The sequence below is a fragment of the Pseudoalteromonas undina genome, from assembly GCF_000238275.3.
Taxonomy (GTDB): Bacteria; Pseudomonadota; Gammaproteobacteria; order Enterobacterales; family Alteromonadaceae; genus Pseudoalteromonas; species Pseudoalteromonas undina.
This window is the reverse complement of sequence record NZ_AHCF03000003.1, coordinates 731181-750208: the sequence shown is the minus strand read 5'-3', so window position 1 is coordinate 750208 and position 19028 is coordinate 731181. Positions and strand designations below refer to the sequence as shown.

Sequence of the window (19028 nt, the reverse complement as noted above, 5' to 3'; positions counted from 1 at the left end):
CACATAATAAAAATTAGGATTGAACAACATGACGACACAGCATGCAACTAAAGGTGAGCATAGCGCACAGACTAAGTGCTCGCTTTTTTATGTTATTTTTATATCGGCCGTTGCCGCTATTGGTGGCTTTTTATTTGGTTTTGATTCAGGCGTTATAAATGGCACCGTATCGGCATTGGGTAATACATTTAATTCAAGCAGTGTTGCAACTGGTTTTAATGTTGCATCTGTATTATTAGGCTGTGCATTAGGGGCATTCGCCGCTGGCCCATTAGCTGACAAGTTTGGCCGTCGCGCTATTATGATTGTCACTGCCATTATATTTGCAGTCAGCGCTTTTGGCTCTGGCATTGCAGATAGTTCTGCTGAGTTTATTTTTTACCGCTTGTTTGGTGGGTTAGGTATAGGTGCAGCCTCGGTTTTAGCGCCTGCTTATATAGCAGAAGTTGCTCCTGCGAGTCTACGTGGTCGCTTAGCTACACTGCAACAACTCGCTATAGTTCTTGGTTTATTTGCAGCTTTTTTAAGTAACTACCTAATTGCTAACGCTGCTGGCGGTGCCGAGGGTATTTTAATGTTAGATTTAGCCGCGTGGCGCTGGATGTTTTGGGCTGAACTTGTTCCTGCAGGCTTATTTTTAATTGGTGTACTGTTTATTCCTGAATCACCGCGTTACCTAGTTGCACAAGGTAAACTTAAACACGCTAAAACTGTATTTAACAAAATCTCAAATGATAATGCAGATACACAAATCAGTGACGTGAAGCAGTCTCTGCAAAGTGATAAAAAGCCAAGTATTCGCGACTTATTTATTGATGGCAGTAAAAAAGTACACCCTATTGTTTGGGTGGGTGTAGCTTTATCTGTTTTCCAACAATTTGTTGGTATTAACGTGGTATTTTATTACGGTTCAGAGCTATGGCAAGCCGCCGGCTTTGATGAATCACAATCACTGTTTATTAATGTACTTGCCGGCACCACCAATATTTTATCTACCTTTATTGCTATTGCCTTAGTCGATAAAGTAGGCCGCAAGCCACTATTATTGGTAGGTAGCTTAGGTATGTTTATTAGTTTAAGTGCACTTACTTACACCTTTGGTAGCGCTGGACTTGATGAAGCAGGCAAGTTAGCACTTAGCGAAAATATGGGTACCTTTGCATTAATAATGGCTAATTTGTTTGTGGTATTTTTTGGCTTAAGTTGGGGCCCTATAGTGTGGGTGCTACTTGGCGAAATGTTTAATAACCGTATTCGCGGTGCGGCCCTTGCTGTTGCAGCTAGCGCGCAATGGATAGCTAACTTTGCTATTACTATGACCTTCCCGATTATGCTCGGCAGTATTGGTTTAGCTGGCGCTTATGGCTTTTATGCCTTATCGGCATTTATTAGTGTATTTTTTGTGGTCAAATACATCAAAGAAACACGCGGTATGAAATTAGAGTCAATGTAATTATTTAGCCTGAGTAGCATCGACTTTCCATTAGTTTACTCAGGCTAATCCCCATTCTATTATCTTATTTTTCTGCTCATAAAACTAATTAGATACATTTAACCATTTGGCAAGCGGATACTCTCAGGCACGGTGTAAGCTTTTGCCTGTTGAACCATTATCAACTGAGTATATTACCAATCACAGTGTATAAATCATCACTATTAATTGGTTTGGCAATAAAGTCATCCATACCGGCTATTAAGCATCGCTGTTTATCTTCTTCATAGGCATTAGCCGTAATCGCTACTATAGGCACTCGCCAACCTGTTTTAAGTTCCATAACTCTAATTGTACGTGTGCATTCATAACCATCCATGTTAGGCATTTGGCAATCCATTAAAATCAAATCAAACGATTGCTCTTTTAATACATCAAGAGCCTTAATACCATCCTCGGCCATAACAACCACAGCTTTAGTCGGCTCCAACATTTTTGAAATAACCTGCCGATTTATCGCATTATCTTCTACCAACAGTATGTGCTTACCCAGCAGATTTGGTTGCAAAGCTGCTTTTTTAGGTAAGGTTGAGGGAGCGTCTGCTGACTCTGGTGCACTAATACTAAACGCAAACGTACTACCTTTACCCTCTTCGCTGTTTAACTGAATTTCACCGCCCATCATTTTTATCAGCTTTTGAGAAATAGCCAACCCGAGCCCTGTTCCCCCATATTTACGAGCAACGCCCACATCAGCTTGAGTAAATTCGCTAAATAACAGTGATTGCTGTGCCTTCGCAATACCAATGCCACTATCTTCAACGCTAACTTGAAGCTTATTATCGTGATAATCAAACGACAAATTCACAAAGCCTTGCTGCGTAAATTTATACGCATTAGAGAGTAAATTAATGATCACCTGATTTAAGCGTAATTCATCAACACTAATACACTGTGGCAAATTCTTAGATTGAATAACCGTAAATTCTACCTCTTTGGCAGCAACAATAGAGGAAAATAAAGAACGTATATTTTCGATAAATGGAGTTAGCTGTGTAGGCTTAATATTTAGCTCCATGGCATTTGCTTCAATTTTAGAAAAATCTAAAATATCGTTAAGAATATTAAGCAAGTTTTTTGCACTTTTTTGTTGTGTGATTAACAACTCTTTTTGTTCGGTACTTAAGGACTGATCTCGAAGCAAAACCTCTCCCATACCTAATATGCCATTCATAGGTGTTCGAAGTTCGTGACTCATGTTTGCTAAAAATTGTGACTTAGCAATATTTGCTTCATTGGCGAGTTTAACTGCTTGTGTTAATTCAGTTGTTTGCTCTGCGACTTTCTCTTCTAATTGCTGATTAAAATGACTAAGCTGTTTATTGAGATCTTCATTTTTTACATTAGAAGCTTGCAAACTTTTAATTGAGTGTTGTAGTGCATTGCCCAACATTTCAAATTGTTGCTGTAGTTGCAGCACTTCATACCAACTAGAATCTGTATTAAATACGTGTTTTTTAGTTTTACTAAAGCTATTAATTAAATGAGTGAGCTCTATGATGGGTTTAACCAACAAATGGGTAAATTTATGAATAAATAAAACCACTAGTGCAATAGAGCATAATCCTAATAACATAGTAGGCAACCATGCAGCCACTACCACCATAGTTAAATGTTTACGATTATATAACGATATAACCTGCCAACCTGTGTTGTCGTCAACATACTGATTTGTATGGTACATCTCGTTATCATTTGAGCGAAAAAGTTGATTGCCACTGAGGCTTTGAAGACTAAGTTCCTGCTGCTTAAAATCACTGAGCGCAGCAAACTGGCTTAACGAACTAAATACCACTTTTTTATCTGCATCTAGAACAAGTAAATCCCCATTATATTCAAATAAATTTGGTATAAACCGCTCTAATTGATCTAGCTTAAGTGATCCCTCAACGACCCCATAAAACTCATCATTTTTATAAATCGGGGCGGAAAGCGCTACAATGGGTTGATCGCCTAATCCTCTGCCTTGAAAAACACCACTGATGTAGCCCAACGGGAACTGCTGAGCTTGAGCAAAATAAGGACGATCATCAACATAACGCTGACTCTGACTCAAACCACTGAGCAATTCACTCGGTATACTTTTCTCGACATAACCTTCAGAGCTGGCATATAGGCTAGTTACAAAGCCAGGATATAACTCCATTAGTCGCTCTAACTGCTGTTGTATAGATGCCCCAGCACTTATTGCATCACTGGTTATTACCATGGCACTTTTATGAAACAATAAATAATCACTCAGCTGGGCACTGATCGAACGAGATTTTTCTTTAAGTTGAGTGTTTACTTCGTATTCTAAGCGCGAATAATGCTGATTAACCAAAAAAACGCTGGTGATCAAAACCACCAAAACAATAATTATACTTACAACATAGCTTAATATTCGGGCCAAAGGCTGCCCTTGATAAGCTCGGCTTGCATGGGGGACAAATATACTCACCAAGTCGACCAAAGCCAACGCTATCATAGCATTGATTAAGTATTTTGAGGCAGCCACAACAAGTGTGAGCCAAGGCAGGCCTATAACAAAGTGACCCAAAACCCACACCAGTGGTAAGCCCACTAAAAACCAAAATACGGCGCCTAAAGGAAGTATTGGCTTAGAACGCTTTAAACAAAAGACATAAAGCCAAAATAGCTCAAGTACATAAACAACACTGGTCCAGCTATGCCCCCAGCGATAAAATAAAAAACCAGTTACAATCGCTAAACTAAGAAGAGAATAACGAAGCCCTGCAAACACTAGGCTAAGTATTACAAACGTCTGACCAAATAAAAATTCAGAGCTATCAAAAAAATACAGAGGTAGAAGGTTAGCGCAACCTCCAATAAGCCCGAGTAATATTGCCAGCGCCCATTTATTCCTCTGAGATGCCATATTGACCCTTTATAGCTTTATTGAACACCTGCGGTGTATAGTATAATCACGAGTTTTAATTATTACTTACCCGTTAGCTATTGTCTATAATGACAAAAAATTAGCTAAGTGCGTAAAAGCTAGAATTGGCGTACGAATAACAAAATAAAATATTAGAAAATAGATAAATGGAATTTTAATACACCCAATGTTGTTTGAAGTATAAGTTGGCATAACCACATTCGATTTCATTGAGCTACTACGGCACAAGTGAAGTGTAAGTTGACATAATATTGAAGCTTATAATGGCATAAAGTTACCAAATAAAGTTTTGTGTAATGAGACTCCTTTAATAAAAGAGTACATAAAAGATTACTCAGCACCAAAAGTAGAAAAAGATAAAAATAGTTAGGAAGGTAATAACAGTGCAATATACTGCCCATTTGGCTTAAACTCAGAAATCCTTAAGCTTGGACTTCCCAGCTCTGTATAAACAGCTTAGAGAAAGAGCACGTTCAGAATTCTGAACGCCCTCGATTAACCCTCTTTACGCTTTAAAGTCGATCTAACTTAATGTGCCCTGCTGTTTGCCCACCAATATTCCATTTCCTGTTAGTCCAATAGTTACCTTCAAAATGATATTCATAGTCATTCCAAAGCAACTCTAGCCTGGCCGAACCATGAAAAAACTGTTCATCTGTTGGAAGTGGATCTTTAACACAAACCTTATAATTATAGTAAAGGTAAAGATTACCCTCTTCAGTTTTTAGCCAAGAAGAGAGCACCTCACTTTTCATATAGTTATTCTCACTTACTCCTGTCATTTTAAAAGTTAAAAAAGACATTTTGATATCGAAGTCAACACGAACATGCTTTTCTTGAACTTCATCATCGTCAGGTAATTTATATCTAGCTTTTAAAGTGCCTTTCCACTTACCACTTAGATTTGGACAAAAATGCTTTTGTATCAAAGATATTTTCCAAACATATTCCCAAAGTTTCAGGTTGAATAAAAAAATTAAAATTACAATAGGCACCACTACATACCTTACAGATGTATATTGTAATCCTAACGTGGCGACTAAAAAGCCAAGTGATATTAAGGATAAAATTATAAACTTTTGTACAGTACTGCCATATTTACTAATAATAAGAGACCACATCATTACCCCCTGACGTATAAGTGTTTAGCTTGTATGAATTAGCTATGACATAGATTAGTGGAGTTTTTGTTAGCTTTTGTGAGCTTCTAAAGGCTAACAAATCCTTTATAGATGGTTTTATTGATGCTCCACCAGGGTGGGTATGCCACTCCCCAAGGTAATCTCCATAACCATTGGTATCCCTGTGGAATTGTACAGCTTGTTCTAAATGACTCTTATCTCTTCTTTGAAATAAAGCACGCGCCCTAATATCCATAAAAGAAGGGGTTGTGATTTTAATTATTTCGTACTCAACTGATCCTTCTTTGATGTACCTATGTCCAAGTAGCAAGCCTCCAGCCTCATTTCTTTGCCTAGAATAATCCATTATTAAAGATACTACTTTTGGATCAAAATGGACTTTAATCACCTCACTCATTTTTTTTCACCCTACAAGCTGGGCAATAAGGTGAACGTTGCAACGGCTTATTTTTATGTTCTGCTGCTTTTTTTCCTAGAGTTTTAAAATATATGTAAGCATTTTTTTTATCTGAATACTCGCTGTCTAAAATATTTGCAGCAATGAATGATGCAGCACCAATTGAACTATCAACAGGAAATTGCACATTGCTTTCACCACAATTTCTTGTAATCAATGCTTTATGTTCTGCTTTTTTGAACTCTTTATCTATGTGTTTATGTTGGTTATCAAATAAACACCTATAGCATCCGCCATCACCTTGTTTAAATAACCTAGCAGAGTGACCACCGGCACACAAATACGAATGGTAAAGTTTAAAAGGGAACTCATTACTTATATATTGATGATTCAATGTCATTGCCGTTGAAAATTCACCTGTAGCATCTATTACAATATCTGTTCCTTGAGGGATTTGGTTCAAATTAGTAAATTTTTCCTTATGAGAAAATAAATTGTTATTCGGTGCTAATTTTTTTTGTGAATTGACTAAAGCTTGTGCCTTATTAATAAATAACGATTCAGACCCGAGTAAATGTCTTGAAATATTTTGAGGTAGTAACACATCATCATCATAGATGTGGAGTGACTTGGACGAACCTGCACCATGTTTCATCAAAATATGTGCTAAGTAGCTACCTAAAGTTCCAGCCCCAATAATACAAATTTGCTTATCTACTAAGTTTTGGGAATAGTTTCTTTTGATCAGAGTGCTTTGGGAACCATCTGAAAAATGAACATTAGTTATTTTTTTTAACTCCCCACCAAAGTTATTCGACATAATACGCAGTTGACCACGCAATAAGCGCTCAATGAAGTTTTTACTTCTATTTTGTAGTTGCTTAATCTGTGCCTGAGCTAATTTAATAATATAAGCATATATATTGCCATTATAATAAAAACATAAAGCGAAACCTCCGAACTGTTTTATATCGTCTTTTTCTCTGTGGATTAAGTTTTTTAGCTTTTCTTTTAGAGTAGTTAAAGTCTCTTTATTTGTGCCTCTAACTATATCAATAAAGCCTGTAACCTGAGCAAGACCTGCTTGCCCCTCAGGTGATGTTTTAATCTCTTCTAGGTTGGTAATTATTGTTGGAATGGGTGAGTAATTACCTTGGGTAATATGACTTATACAACCTTGACTAGACTTTGCGACATATGCAAGTTTATTGCTTGCATCTAAAGATTCGTATAATCGAATGGATAAAGTAGACTCTGTTGGACTTTTTACAAAGTAGCTAAAGAAGTCTCTTGGAAAATATGCTGTTACCTCTCCTTTAAATGCATCAAAGCGGTCTTCGGGACTACGTGCAACAATGTCTTTTACCCTCTTTAAATATATTTCAATAACCTCTTCAATTGCATATGGCTCTAGTTTATGAGTTGTAGTATCGAATACACATAGCTTATGTAGGCCATTTTCTGGCTTTTCAATATTAGGCCAAAACTTATCTAAAGGGGGTGGCCGGTTGGCAAGATATATCGTGGGCGGTTCAAAAAATGGAACTTCGTTAAAACCAAAAATGACATCAACGAATCCTTGCTGAACTTGAGGTATACTAACTCTCCCCTCGTAGCAGTAATCATGAATACCTGTGTATGTCATTATATTGAGTGAGAACCCTTTTTGAATGAGGGTATTATGAGCTATTTCTAAATATTTTTTCATCCGAAAGTGTTGTGCTCTTGTATAGGAGTTATAACTTCAGATTTTTTTGTTTTAAGGTCACTATCTCGACTACAACGAATAATTCTTGTTTGATCATTTGGCATTCTAATTCCAAATAGATTAATTAGAATATCCAAAGTTTCACGTTCAGTAAGTGATGTAACAAGTGCTTGCTTAAATGACATCGCGAAACTATCAAACTTCATTCGTAATTCTTGCTTCTCTAATTCTGTAGGTGAGTGAATTGTCAAATGTGATGACTCAGGATGTGGATGCTTTAATTCATTTGAAATCACAGCAGGTAATTTCTGCACCACGTTATATAGTTCTTCAGTCAAATCTCCGTGTTTGGGAGAGTTCGACATGATTTTTTCAATAGCTACCATTAAAGATATTGAACTTGGTCCACCTGTTGGATAATTATGATCTCTAAGACCTTTAACAACCATTACAATATCTTTAAAGTTAGGGTGAAGTTTTTTTGCTCTACTTACCCAGTCTTTTATATGCTCTGGGTTCGATTCTAGCCATTCGCCATTTCTAAGAGCTAGATTGACAGTGTGGGTTTTTAACTCTGTGTCTTGAGCTGAATTTGATTCCATTGATGCAGATTCGAACAACCATAAACGGTTGAAGTCTTCATCAGGAATAGCATAACAAGGAATGTCAAGATGAATAGCTTCATTGGTCTGTAAGCGACTGCAAGTTTTCTTTGGTATTTGCTTCCAGCCATTAGCGCTAGCCATTTTCTTAAGTACCCTATCTACAACTTCAAACATCGCGGTACTCATGGTTTTATCATCATGCTGTACAACGCTCATAGGTATATACATACCATCATCTAAATCAATATCTTGAGAATTGTGGGCTGGCTGTACTATAGTGCCGTATACATAACTACCTTGCATTTTGAAGCGAGGCTTCAACTTTATAAGCTGTTCCAATTTTCTTAAAGGTACTCTTTCATAAAGGTCTTTGTCTTGTTTTACTTGTTCTTTAGCGTATGACCAAGCTTCCAATATCCCGCTCCGAGCATCATCTCTAAGAGATACGAGCTTTGAGCGTATTTCATCAGATATTCTTAAGTTATCGAGATAATATTCCCTATCCCTTAAACCTGAAGAACTCAAAAGTTTGTTAATTGAAAATTTAAGCATATTCATAACCTCAAAATCTATATCTAGTATTTAATGTAATACTGAAATACCACATACAGTGTTACATGCTTTTGTAATTAATTGGGGTTGTATTTTAAAACTCAACCGTCAGTTCATACTTTATTCAAAAAAGTATTTTTTATAGTTAATAGTCGAAATAAATTACCTTATTAATCTAGACAGCTAACTTTTTGTAACTTGTTTAGCTATATAAATTATAAAATATTCTAAAATCGCGACATGCAGCTAAAACTTAAAGCTTCAAATAATATAAGTTTAGTTAGGTCTACTTTCGCAAAAATAGTCAGTGCGGAATTTTGGAACCCTTGAGCAGCCCCAGTTTTGTACTAAACTAAAATGAATAATTACAACGGAAGATAATATGAGTATTAAACCAGGTCCAAAACCTAATGCTGACTCTACAGGTAAAACTGATAAGAGAAGACGTGTTACTCCAGAGAATAAAAGTAAACATCCAAGTCTTAAAAAGCATGATCACAAAAAAGGTGAATGAGATTAAAATTATTATTCGGCTTTAGAACAAAAGACCCCAGCGTTTGCCTGGGGTCTTTTTATTTAGCCTCTGCCTTTTCGGCAGTTAAAAGTCACAAGATGTGGTTGTTAACTTCCTGGCCTAATTTCAGCTGCCTACTCGGCAGTTCACGCGAGTCACTTCATACTGCATATTGCGAGCTTATTTCCAGCTGCCTACTCGGCAGTTCACTATTAAAAGTAGTTTAAATTTCTATAAATACCAAACTGGTAAATGAATTTAAATTATTTACCCTTATTTTCAAAAAGCCTTATAACCAATTGAAAATTAAATGTTTTATAGCTATTCGAAAAGTGAATTTAAAGAGGGAACCGTGCCTTGAAATGTTTGGTTAGTCGCAAATCCATAATTGTTGAATTGATTTCTTATGGATTCAGCTTTTTCAATTTTTTGTATATGAAGTATAAAATTTTCCCCGTTGCCTTTGCTTGTTAAGGGTATTGAATGAAAGTGGCCTATGTCTTTTCCCTCAAATTTATATTCAGGATTATAAATCTCACCTCTGGCTTCAGCTCGTTTTTTAGCACGTTTTAACCGCCTTTGCTTTTCGCCAACAAAAGCTTTGGCTACTGATTGGTTGCGGACAAACATGACTTCACTTTGGTTTGGTGGTACTTCGAGTATTTTTGATAAGCCTAATAACTTATCATGAGCCATCATCTCAAAATAGCTTTGCTGTGATAGGTTGGTCAATTGCTTTTTATCTGTTGATACAAACGCTAATTCATTACCTATGGTTTTCTTGTTCCATTTAGGAAAACACACACCAATATTACTTACTTTTCGTGAACTCATAAACCCATGCAAAATACCAATACAACGCCCAGCAAGAAGGCTTACATCACAATTTTTAGGTAAATAAGTAATGGTAAAATAATAGCGCTTCAACCTTTACTCCTTTGGAACAAGCCACCTTTGATCAGCACTGCCGCAATAAAGTGAACTGCGTCTGATTCTTCACCTTGCTCTAAACCATGCTTTTCCATGTGTTTAATGTGCAAAGCAATGCGCGGGAGTAATGAATAAAAGTCTGAATGGCTCTTAGGTGTTCTGTGTGCAACTAATATTTGCTTATCTGCGCCATACTCGTGAGTGCGCAAAGGTTTGTAACCTCCCTCGTACCAATCATCAATAGTTTGAATCGAAGCCCCTACTTTTTGCGAGTTTAAACTTGCTGCTTTTTTATCGCCCACTTGAGTGTATGCAAGTTGTTTAGATGACATGCCTTGTTCAACATTATCTACAAACTTTTGACTAGGGTGAACTTCTTGGCTAAATGCATTTTTAATTTTTGCTGTTATATCTAAATAACAATAATTTTGAGGGTTGCTGAGCCCTTCTTGAATAGATTCTGACAACGTTAATAATGCCGTTTGATTATTTTGCCAGTTGCCTTGCCATTTTAGTTTTTGTGCACCTTCAACAACAATCGGGGCTGCGTGCTCAGTGAGGATTTCAATATCTACATTCGGTGATTGGCGGTTACGCCAAAGCCAGTTGCCCATCAGTATATTTTTAGCATAGCGCGTTGCAACTTCATTAAGGCCATTGTGTTTTTTATAGGTTTCGAAAAACCGTTTTAACCAATAAATAACTTTAGGGTCATCACATACATGTGGCTCAATACAATTAGCCTCAACCCTGAGTGAAAAACGACAAAATAGCTCATTTACCGTTGGAGGTACGTAACACACATCAATTGTTTGAGGGTTTCCAAACGCGAGATCTTGTGGCGCTAAATTTTTAGCCACATTTTGCTTTTGATACGCATCGCCAAACCCTGACTTCTGCCCAACTAATTTATTTTGCTCTATTTGTAGCGGTTCAAAATCAGACTCAGGTGTTTTATAAAAAAACACCGCTTTACTGGGTGAGAGCGAACGCGTGTAACTTAAGTGCCGAGGTAATTGCATTATTCATACTCAAACTTAGACTTTTTCATAAGCATAGACTCTTTTTGAACATCCATAACCCAAAATGCGTCATGAAAGAACTGCTTAGCCCCTGCGTACTTTACTGATGTATTGCTAACACACTCTAACAGCCCAATTACGGGCTCTGCATAACAATGGTATTCATGCAATGCTGCATCTCGCTTTACGGGTTCTTCAAGCGCAGCAAAGCCAATTGCAGCGGGTCTTAAATTAAAGTTACTGTTAAGGGCATCAATTAATTGTTCAAAACTTTTAACTACTTTTTTTGAAGGATATAACCAACTACCATTTGACGATTTTACCTTAAGGCTTTTAAACAGCTCACTCGGTTTACTATACACATGACACCAGTTTATATTTTGATATAACGAAGGTGGATGCATAGTCCCGCCTGCAAATGAAGATGGTAGTGCGGGCTTTATAAGCTGACTATTTAACTTATCTAACAGCTCAGTATTTGGTACAAAAAGTCTAAATACTAAATCGAGTGTTATGTCGCATTTGGGTTTATCGATAATACCAGTTCTTATTACATGACTACGGCCAGCAACTTGTTTTAACTTGCTTGGCTCAGGTAATGGTTTACCTGTATGTAATTGATAGTTTTCAATGTAAATAGCACTGCCAATACACTTAATGGAAGGGTCTATAAAGTTTTTTAGCTTACGCTCAAAGTTATGAGCAAGCCCATTTAAAGCAGTAAGTGACGGCATACCTTGAATATAGGGATTAGCCATTGCTTCAGCATCGAACACTCGCATATCTTGGCAATGTACATATACTACCTGCTCATCATTTAATGTTTCTTCTTCTGCTACACAATGAGTAAACACATAGTTTAACTGCATTTTAAACAACCCCATTAAATTAGGGTGATATGCAAAGCGTTTGAGCTTACTTAAAGTACCTAGGCTCTCATTTAGTACGTTACTAAATTGGCTAATGCAGTTAGTAATACTCTGATCTAAGTAATGCTTTGCCCACTCAGGGTAAGCTTGCCCTTGAGCGTTATTTTTAGCTTCCAGAATGTTATCCAGCCACAACTGCAAGCTAACACGTACTTGCCTAATAGCAGCGACTCGCGCTAATCGCTTTTGCCTTAACGTATTAAACTGCTTAATACCTACCAGCACCAAAAGTGCCTGTTGAAATTGACTGCTTAATAGCGCACGAACTTTAAATGCTTTCTCAATATAATTATTGGCTACTTTAGAACGGTTAACAGCCTTAGAATATGTTTTAGGAAAGTAACGAAGCACTCTTATATTACCACCTACTGAGCTTGCTAAATCGCCGACATTGGCTGGTCTTGAGTGCTCAACAAAACCAAAGTTTAACTTACGATCTGTTGTTAATTGCTGAATTTTAGCTAGCATTGCGTGACTTACTACAGGCGTAACCGCAAGGTAGCTTTGCTGGAATGGCATTTGTAATTGTGGTGAAAAAGAGCTTACTTCTAATGGGAGTTCTGCCACTGGCAAAAGCTGTTTTATTTTGCCCGAGATGTCTAAAACCGCCTTTTTAGTAAACCCGTACCCTCTTATTAAATTAATCCAAACAGGTTCTTCAGCTATTAGTAACTTTGCTAAACAAGTTACTTCGCCTTGCCAATTAAACGAGGTTAAAAATAACTTTGCATGATTAATTTCAGCACTGTTGTGCGACCAGCCAAAACTTAAAGGTAATGACCGGCTACAAATACCCGCAATATCTTCACTTACTACCTTACTAATTAAACGTTGATGGCTTACGCGTATATCAGGATATTTTAAATTATGAGTATGAAACCATTTAACTTCGTTAATACATTTACTCAGTAACACTTCATCGAGTAATACACTTTTAGCTGTTCTTACACTTGTTAAATCATCAATCTCACTTCGCTTATAAACTAGATTAATGAGCACAACAAGAACTTGTTCTTCAAAGCCATCTACCGCAACATGAGGCGTGTATGGAGCAAACAACTTTCTAAGTGCTGTGGTTTTTTCTTTTAGTGATTCAATTGCAAGTGCATCTTGTAAGTTCATAAGTTACCACGGCGCTATAAATTGTTTTTTTGTTTGAGGCTTTTCAGCTGCGAATGCTTGTTGTAGCTCAATCACTTGGCGTAAATAAAAAACATGGCTATCAGCTCTGAGCTGTTCGTGCTTTTTTTGTGGGTAAGCGCAGTTTAAAAAACCTTCTTGATGAAGCCTGTAAACTTGCTCTGTAGTGGTATTTAATAATACTGCGGCATCAAAAGTACAAAGCAGTAAATCTGCAATGTTTGGATGTTTAGCTTTAGGGTTACTATCAACTAATTCGACAAAGTAATTAATAATCTCATCAAGAACTTTGTTTTTACGGTTACTTGTTGCAGCTATCTGAGCATCACGGATCACATTGCCATACACAGAGTTGAACTTAGTTTTATTAAAAGGGTTAAGTTGCTTAAGCCGCGCATTATTTGTGAGTAAATCTAATTCAGCGGTAAAACTATCAGGCCAAGTACTAAAGTAATCAACAAAAGCTCGATTAAAGTCAGCATCTCTTACATCAAGTTGCTTAACCTTCGCAAACCACGATATCAACCCCACTATTTTTTGGCTGTTACTACTTGCAAGCGCAAATGCAATTTTAAAATCAGCATCGTTTAACTGTTCACTACTAGTTAGTTTACAACCACAGCTGCACTCTAAAAACGCCTCAGAAGCTCTGTAATCAATTAAGTTATGGCATTCACCACAATGTGTAGTCAATTGTGTTTTATGTTTATGGCACGCTTTATAGGGCTTTAAATGCCAATAAAAAGGAATATATGAAGACTCAGACAAGCATTCAATACAAACAGGTATGTAATCAGTGCGAAGTAGTTCAAGGGGAATAGTCAGTTCATTACGGCTTACTGCTGCTAGGTTGCCAAATTTAAAGTTGCTGCGCCGACATGCAAGCTCAAGAATGTCACCAGCATTAACATCTGCTAATTGGGCTACTAACTTGAGCGCTCTTATTCTAAAGCTACTTGCTTGCCTAGCATGATAAACATCAACCTTGTTTAGCTCTAACGGCAATGCACCTTCGAGCTCATGATCTTGCTCTGCAAGCCATTGCCATAAAATATCAGCAAGCTCACGATAGCCATCGTATGAGTTATCCCTAGCAAGCCTTAGCAAATAGCTTTCAAGCGCCTCATCTGGGTAAGGTTTTGTTTGAACTAAAAAATGCATCGCCAACCTAAACTAAGAAAATCTTAGTTTAGGTTTAGATTAAAAGTAATACTTAGGTCAAGCTTAAAGAGAAATTAATCTTTTGAAACATCTAAAACAAATATATCAATCAGCCCTACAAGATTTTTAGGTAAGTCATTTTCTAATTTTACTTTAAGTTCATCTGCGCTTTTCAAGCCATGCTGCTTTCTATTCGCTACCTTTTCTTCAGCCCCAAACCAAATAACAAGATAAATACCTTGTCCTTCAGCGTCAGGATGAATTGAATATCTTTCTGCCAGTTGGTTTCCTGCTGCTGAAAACAGTTCTGTATGCCACTGCCCTTTAGCTTCAATCACAAGTAATCTTCGAATACCATCCATTACTTTGGAAGCAGTAATATCAATTCTATTTTTATCTTTTGTTTGATGCTCTGCATTGATAACTATGCTGTCTGCTTCTAAGCGAGGCTTCAAATACTCTGCAATAATTTCTACTGAGCTAACTTCATCAAGGCGAACTCCTCCTTGTGAATAAAAACGATTTCCTGGGTTAAACTCCCCACCCTTAATATCTTTTTGATATTTATCTAGCTCATACAAAATTCTATCTCTAAGTCCTTCAACAGTAACAACATCACAATTATCCAAAAGGTCTATAACCTTTGAGATATTCGGAGGAATAAAGTTTCTCAAAGCTAAAGCACGAATTTGATTTGCTCTCATACTTTTAAGATTTTGGCGCATAACTTGAAAACGAGAGTCCTCAATTAACTGTTCAATAATATGAATTGTTCTCTCAGAAGCGTCCAATTCAATTTGCCTAGATATATCAACCAGAAATCGATATGCTCTTTCTCCGTCAGGACTAGAGGTGCCATAAAAGGAAGGCAAGTTAACTTGTGGCCAATCTTCAATAAAGCGATCTAATAATAGATATATTTTATCGCTAGATAAACTTGGAAAAGTATCGCGACTTCCTGAGTTTAAACTACTTGATATTCCCTCGAATAAAAATATTGAGCTTTTCTTCTGAGTAAGGAAATAAAAAAGCTTTTGGGAATCGCATAAATTCAAAAAATAAAAAGCTCTTAAAAACCAGAATTGTATGATTTTCTCTTCAGGCTTATCTATATGAGGTGATTCAATTCGACCCAGCCATTCATCGCAACGAATTAAGATCAAATCTTTAAGCTGTTCTTCATCACCATAATGAACGGCTAAATCAAATAAAATATCCAACACATAATAGCTCAGGCCAGAATACTTGTTTAACCACTCTAAGGGTAAATTGGCTTTAAAATCACTAAATATTTCATCGTCTCTTAGTACTTCTACTTCGGGGTGTTCGCATTTAAACCTGTCTAATTGAGGCTCAACATACTCTTTTAAGTAACTCTCTTTGGAAGTTACATCAGGAAATAACAAACGATCAATTTCACACTTAAGAAGATCACGTTCATCTTCAGTTACTGCGTCATAATAAGTATTACATCTAGTTTTCACAGCAGAAAGTATTTGCTTACTAATATTGTCTAGAGTTCCCTCCATACGTATTGTTTCTAAGCACAAAGCATACAAAACTGTTTCAACATGTAACCTCTGCGATTGACTCCTCAACTCCGCAAGTTTCTGTAAGTTAGGTACATCGGGAGCAATCAGGCTAGTGCAGTTTTTTAATGAAGTTCTCATTAGTTCTTCATCACCAAACTCTTTTTGTATATTTTCAGGTTCAAATAACAAACACTCTGAAAAATTAACTAACCACCCGAAATGCCCTCCAGATTCGATTAAAGCGCGGTTTCTCTGGATAAAGCTAATGTTGTCTGCACGATTTTGGCTCTCACATTTTTTGTTCTTTCTATCTAGTCTATTAAACTTCGAATTTCGTTTTCGTATCTGTAATCCAATAGAGTAATCTGTATTATTTGCTTTTGCCCACTCTCGCATAAATTCTAGCTTTTGATTAGCTTGTTTACGCATGATACTGCGTATCTGATTATTCAACTTGAGCTTATTATGCTGGAAGTAATAATGCCTCGTAATAAAAGTTGACCACAGTTCTAAATTGTTTTCTTCAAATGCTAAATTGATTAGGTATTCAATATCTTCAACGGAAAAACATAATCCAGAATGCGCACCGCAATGTGGTTCAAACCTACTTTGTTTAAGATTGTAGATTTTTTTACGTTCAGTTATACCAGAAAAAGCGGTTTTAAAAAGTCCTTGTCTTAAGTCTTTATTTTCTCTAATTGCTTTTACAGACTTACAGAAGTTTTCACTTTCGTCCCTGTGATAATTTAAGTTTTTTAGCCACCCCCATATCTGTTCTGGGTTATAAGGGAGGCTAGTAATATCAAAGTAATGATCGAGCAATTTACCTACAAGCTTGCTTATCCCGTCTCTACAAAAACATTCATAGTACTCTTTACCACAACTGCAAGTTAACTCATCGGTTAAAAAATTTAATAATCGTTCTGTATTTTCAGCACTTAAAGTCCATACCAATTTATTGATGAAATATCGATTGCCTTGTAACCGTCTATCATCTAGTGAGGTTTTTTCAGTAGGGTAGAGATTTGAACATGCTCGAAAGAAGCGTTTTAGTATGCCTAAATCAATAGAATTAGCACCTAAGAATTCAATCCCTTTAGCTGCGATGTTTAGAGAGGTATTACTAGACTCAGATATTAATGTTTCGAGTATTTTAATATCATCAACAAGCGAAAACAAACATTCCATAGCAAGCCTTCGAGTATCTAATCTCTCATTAGGTTCGAATAGTATGTTTATGAGATTGGGGGTTAAGTGCTCAATAACCTGAGATTCTTTGATTATAGTTAATACTAAGTCTCGTAAATGCCCATCACTTTTATTTTCTAAAATTGGCTTAATATCTTCAGCCATATTTTTATCAAAAAAACTAACTGTACTGTATCGCCGCCAAAAATCACCTCTTCTAAAATACGGGTCATTTTTTTCAATTTGTGTTAACTGTGATAAAAGCAACCTTTTAGATGAGCGATCAAGTTGTGAGGGGTCTCCATTAGCTAGCACAGCATAAGGATCAAGCTTTATAATTTCATGTTGTAGCGCTAACCCGCCGAGAGTAGCCATCCAACCAAGCATTCCTCTCAATTCATCACGAACAATATTATTTGAAGCTATTACTGTTTTACAAACTCTTAAAGTTAGTGGATCTTGATTACTCTGTATTCGCTTTACTAAATACTGGGCGGCACAATATTCAGCAATAATCTTGTGAACAGCTCGATGCTGATCAACATCATCTGCAAGTTTAAATAAGCGAGAATCTATAATGCTCGATAGATCTAAGCCCTCTCTTATTAGTGCATTGATATTGGGGTATAAGTATTCCTCTGATAAATCACTAACACTTACTCCTTCAGCACCTGATAAAAGAGTTTTAGAAAATACTTCTGAAGCGAGCTCTATTTTTTTCTTATACGGGAAATCTATTCCAGTTCTTCTTTTTGCCGAAGGGTTAAGCTCTTTAGCTAAGTGCTCAACTGCTTTTTCAAAGATAGAGCTTTTACTTTTAAATTTTCGATTACTTTCAATGTAGGCATCTGCAAACATTTTCAAAAACTGGGGGTTCGGAAGCAAAACATCTAAATTAAAGCGTGATACTTCTGTATAAAAATTATCAAAATCTTCATCAGGCAAGTGGTGATCAAAAATCTTCCTTTGTTCTAATTCATTAAACTCCCTCAGCCTTAATACCAAAGGATCACATTCTAAATACTCTATAACTGCTTGTGTTGAGTCACTGCTCCATTCACTTGAGCGACTTGATATTATTAAAGTTTCAGGTTTTGACTCTATGACTTTAGCTAATAATTTGTGTATACCACAGTTGTCAATCTTGGATAGTTCATCCAAGGCATCTATAACAAGAAAATCCCTAAATAATTTACTAGAATACAAGTACTTGCTAGCAGTGACTGGGTTAGTATTAGCCTTACTTGCTAAGCTTTTAAGAAACTCAGTCTTACCTGCTCCTGGTTCTGCTAAAATAATTACGCACTTAGAGACACTCAAGAGTTCATCTTCAGCATAAATTTGCTCATCATTTTCAAGAGTACGCTGAAGATAAATATTTGAGGTCATAGATTCTCTGTATATTCACAAATTAAAGTAAGGTATTTACTCTTTAATTAAGCCTAAAGATATTTTGGAAGTTTTCATACTATTAAGTAATTTCGCCTTATCATGCTGGTCTGCTTTACCCCATGCGCAAATTAGTTCAGCTAAATCATCTTCTTCACAATAAAAGTAAGCTACTGGCACATCTAGCTCTTTAGCAATGCGTTTCATGGTTAAAAAATCAGGGGCATGTTTGCCTTTTTCATATTGGTTCATGCGTGCACTAGCCGTATTTGGCTCCATTCCTAATGCCATACCTAGCTGTTGCTGAGTAAGGCCAGCTGCTTTTCTTGCAAATTTTAGGCGTGAAGGTGTTGGAGTTTCCATGTGAACCTTAGCTATAAAACATATCTTGCTAAGATTCTCTTAGTATCTAACCCATAAGTGTACTA

Annotated in this window: 13 protein-coding genes; 2 read left to right on the top strand and 11 right to left on the bottom strand. The window is 36.6% G+C overall.

Annotated features, from left to right (window positions below):
• The first annotated feature begins 28 nt into the window (after positions 1–28).
• Complete coding sequence (locus tag PUND_RS07070; protein ID WP_010388211.1) at positions 29–1453, top strand: sugar porter family MFS transporter; 1425 nt, start codon at positions 29–31, stop codon at positions 1451–1453.
• 160 nt (positions 1454–1613) lie between these two features.
• Here the strand turns inward: PUND_RS07070 and PUND_RS07065 are convergent, their stop codons facing one another.
• From PUND_RS07065 to PUND_RS07045, 5 genes are all read right to left on the bottom strand, one after another.
• Positions 1614–4370 carry a response regulator gene (locus tag PUND_RS07065; protein WP_010388208.1) on the bottom strand — a complete coding sequence of 919 codons (2757 nt, stop codon included), beginning with the start codon at positions 4368–4370 and terminating at the stop codon, positions 1614–1616.
• A 533-nt stretch (positions 4371–4903) separates the two neighbouring features.
• The gene (locus PUND_RS07060; RefSeq protein ID WP_133120265.1) at positions 4904–5515 is read right to left on the bottom strand and encodes a hypothetical protein; all 612 of its coding nucleotides are present in this window, start codon (positions 5513–5515) and stop codon (positions 4904–4906) included.
• Positions 5493–5930 carry a Mov34/MPN/PAD-1 family protein gene (locus tag PUND_RS07055; RefSeq protein WP_010388203.1) on the bottom strand — a complete coding sequence of 146 codons (438 nt, stop codon included), beginning with the start codon at positions 5928–5930 and terminating at the stop codon, positions 5493–5495. The genes PUND_RS07060 and PUND_RS07055 overlap by 23 nt, the downstream gene beginning before the upstream one ends.
• On the bottom strand, positions 5923–7638 hold the full coding sequence (locus PUND_RS07050; protein ID WP_010388202.1) for a ThiF family adenylyltransferase: 1716 nt from the start codon (positions 7636–7638) through the stop codon (positions 5923–5925). The genes PUND_RS07055 and PUND_RS07050 overlap by 8 nt, the downstream gene beginning before the upstream one ends.
• Positions 7635–8795 carry a CBASS cGAMP synthase gene (locus tag PUND_RS07045; RefSeq protein WP_010388199.1) on the bottom strand — a complete coding sequence of 387 codons (1161 nt, stop codon included), beginning with the start codon at positions 8793–8795 and terminating at the stop codon, positions 7635–7637. Before PUND_RS07045 ends, PUND_RS07050 begins: the two co-directional genes overlap by 4 nt.
• 382 nt (positions 8796–9177) lie before the next feature.
• On the opposite strand from PUND_RS07045, the gene PUND_RS18430 reads away from it, so the two are divergent.
• Entirely contained in the window at positions 9178–9309 is a 132-nt protein-coding gene (locus PUND_RS18430; protein ID WP_010388197.1) for a hypothetical protein, read from the top strand.
• A 321-nt stretch (positions 9310–9630) separates the two neighbouring features.
• On the opposite strand, the gene cas6f is transcribed toward PUND_RS18430, so the two are convergent.
• The 6 genes from cas6f to PUND_RS07015 form a co-directional block, all read right to left on the bottom strand.
• Positions 9631–10236 carry a type I-F CRISPR-associated endoribonuclease Cas6/Csy4 gene (gene cas6f, locus PUND_RS07040; protein WP_010388196.1) on the bottom strand — a complete coding sequence of 202 codons (606 nt, stop codon included), beginning with the start codon at positions 10234–10236 and terminating at the stop codon, positions 9631–9633.
• On the bottom strand, positions 10233–11261 hold the full coding sequence (gene csy3, locus PUND_RS07035; RefSeq protein ID WP_010388192.1) for a type I-F CRISPR-associated protein Csy3: 1029 nt from the start codon (positions 11259–11261) through the stop codon (positions 10233–10235). The genes cas6f and csy3 overlap by 4 nt, the downstream gene beginning before the upstream one ends.
• Entirely contained in the window at positions 11261–13312 is a 2052-nt protein-coding gene (locus PUND_RS07030; protein ID WP_010388189.1) for a type I-F CRISPR-associated protein Csy2, read from the bottom strand. The genes csy3 and PUND_RS07030 overlap by 1 nt, the downstream gene beginning before the upstream one ends.
• Before the next feature lie 3 nt (positions 13313–13315).
• Positions 13316–14491: a TniQ family protein gene (locus PUND_RS07025; RefSeq protein WP_010388187.1), complete on the bottom strand. Its 1176-nt coding sequence runs from the start codon at positions 14489–14491 to the stop codon at positions 13316–13318.
• 74 nt (positions 14492–14565) lie between these two features.
• The gene (locus tag PUND_RS07020; RefSeq protein WP_010388184.1) at positions 14566–18600 is read right to left on the bottom strand and encodes an NACHT domain-containing protein; all 4035 of its coding nucleotides are present in this window, start codon (positions 18598–18600) and stop codon (positions 14566–14568) included.
• 36 nt (positions 18601–18636) lie between these two features.
• Positions 18637–18963 (bottom strand): helix-turn-helix domain-containing protein, encoded by a 327-nt coding sequence (locus PUND_RS07015; protein WP_010388182.1) that lies wholly within the window; start codon positions 18961–18963, stop codon positions 18637–18639.
• Positions 18964–19028: the final 65 nt, after the last annotated feature.

Coding starts and splice junctions, on each gene's coding strand:
- PUND_RS18430 (WP_010388197.1), top strand. CDS start 9,178: ATGAGTATTAAACCAGGTCCAAAACCTAATGCTGACTCTACAGGTAAA.
- PUND_RS07020 (WP_010388184.1), bottom strand. CDS start 18,600: ATGACCTCAAATATTTATCTTCAGCGTACTCTTGAAAATGATGAGCAA.
- PUND_RS07060 (WP_133120265.1), bottom strand. CDS start 5,515: ATGATGTGGTCTCTTATTATTAGTAAATATGGCAGTACTGTACAAAAG.
- PUND_RS07050 (WP_010388202.1), bottom strand. CDS start 7,638: ATGAAAAAATATTTAGAAATAGCTCATAATACCCTCATTCAAAAAGGG.
- PUND_RS07065 (WP_010388208.1), bottom strand. CDS start 4,370: ATGGCATCTCAGAGGAATAAATGGGCGCTGGCAATATTACTCGGGCTT.
- csy3 (WP_010388192.1), bottom strand. CDS start 11,261: ATGCAATTACCTCGGCACTTAAGTTACACGCGTTCGCTCTCACCCAGT.
- PUND_RS07070 (WP_010388211.1), top strand. CDS start 29: ATGACGACACAGCATGCAACTAAAGGTGAGCATAGCGCACAGACTAAG.
- PUND_RS07030 (WP_010388189.1), bottom strand. CDS start 13,312: ATGAACTTACAAGATGCACTTGCAATTGAATCACTAAAAGAAAAAACC.
- PUND_RS07025 (WP_010388187.1), bottom strand. CDS start 14,491: ATGCATTTTTTAGTTCAAACAAAACCTTACCCAGATGAGGCGCTTGAA.
- PUND_RS07015 (WP_010388182.1), bottom strand. CDS start 18,963: ATGGAAACTCCAACACCTTCACGCCTAAAATTTGCAAGAAAAGCAGCT.
- PUND_RS07055 (WP_010388203.1), bottom strand. CDS start 5,930: ATGAGTGAGGTGATTAAAGTCCATTTTGATCCAAAAGTAGTATCTTTA.
- PUND_RS07045 (WP_010388199.1), bottom strand. CDS start 8,795: ATGCTTAAATTTTCAATTAACAAACTTTTGAGTTCTTCAGGTTTAAGG.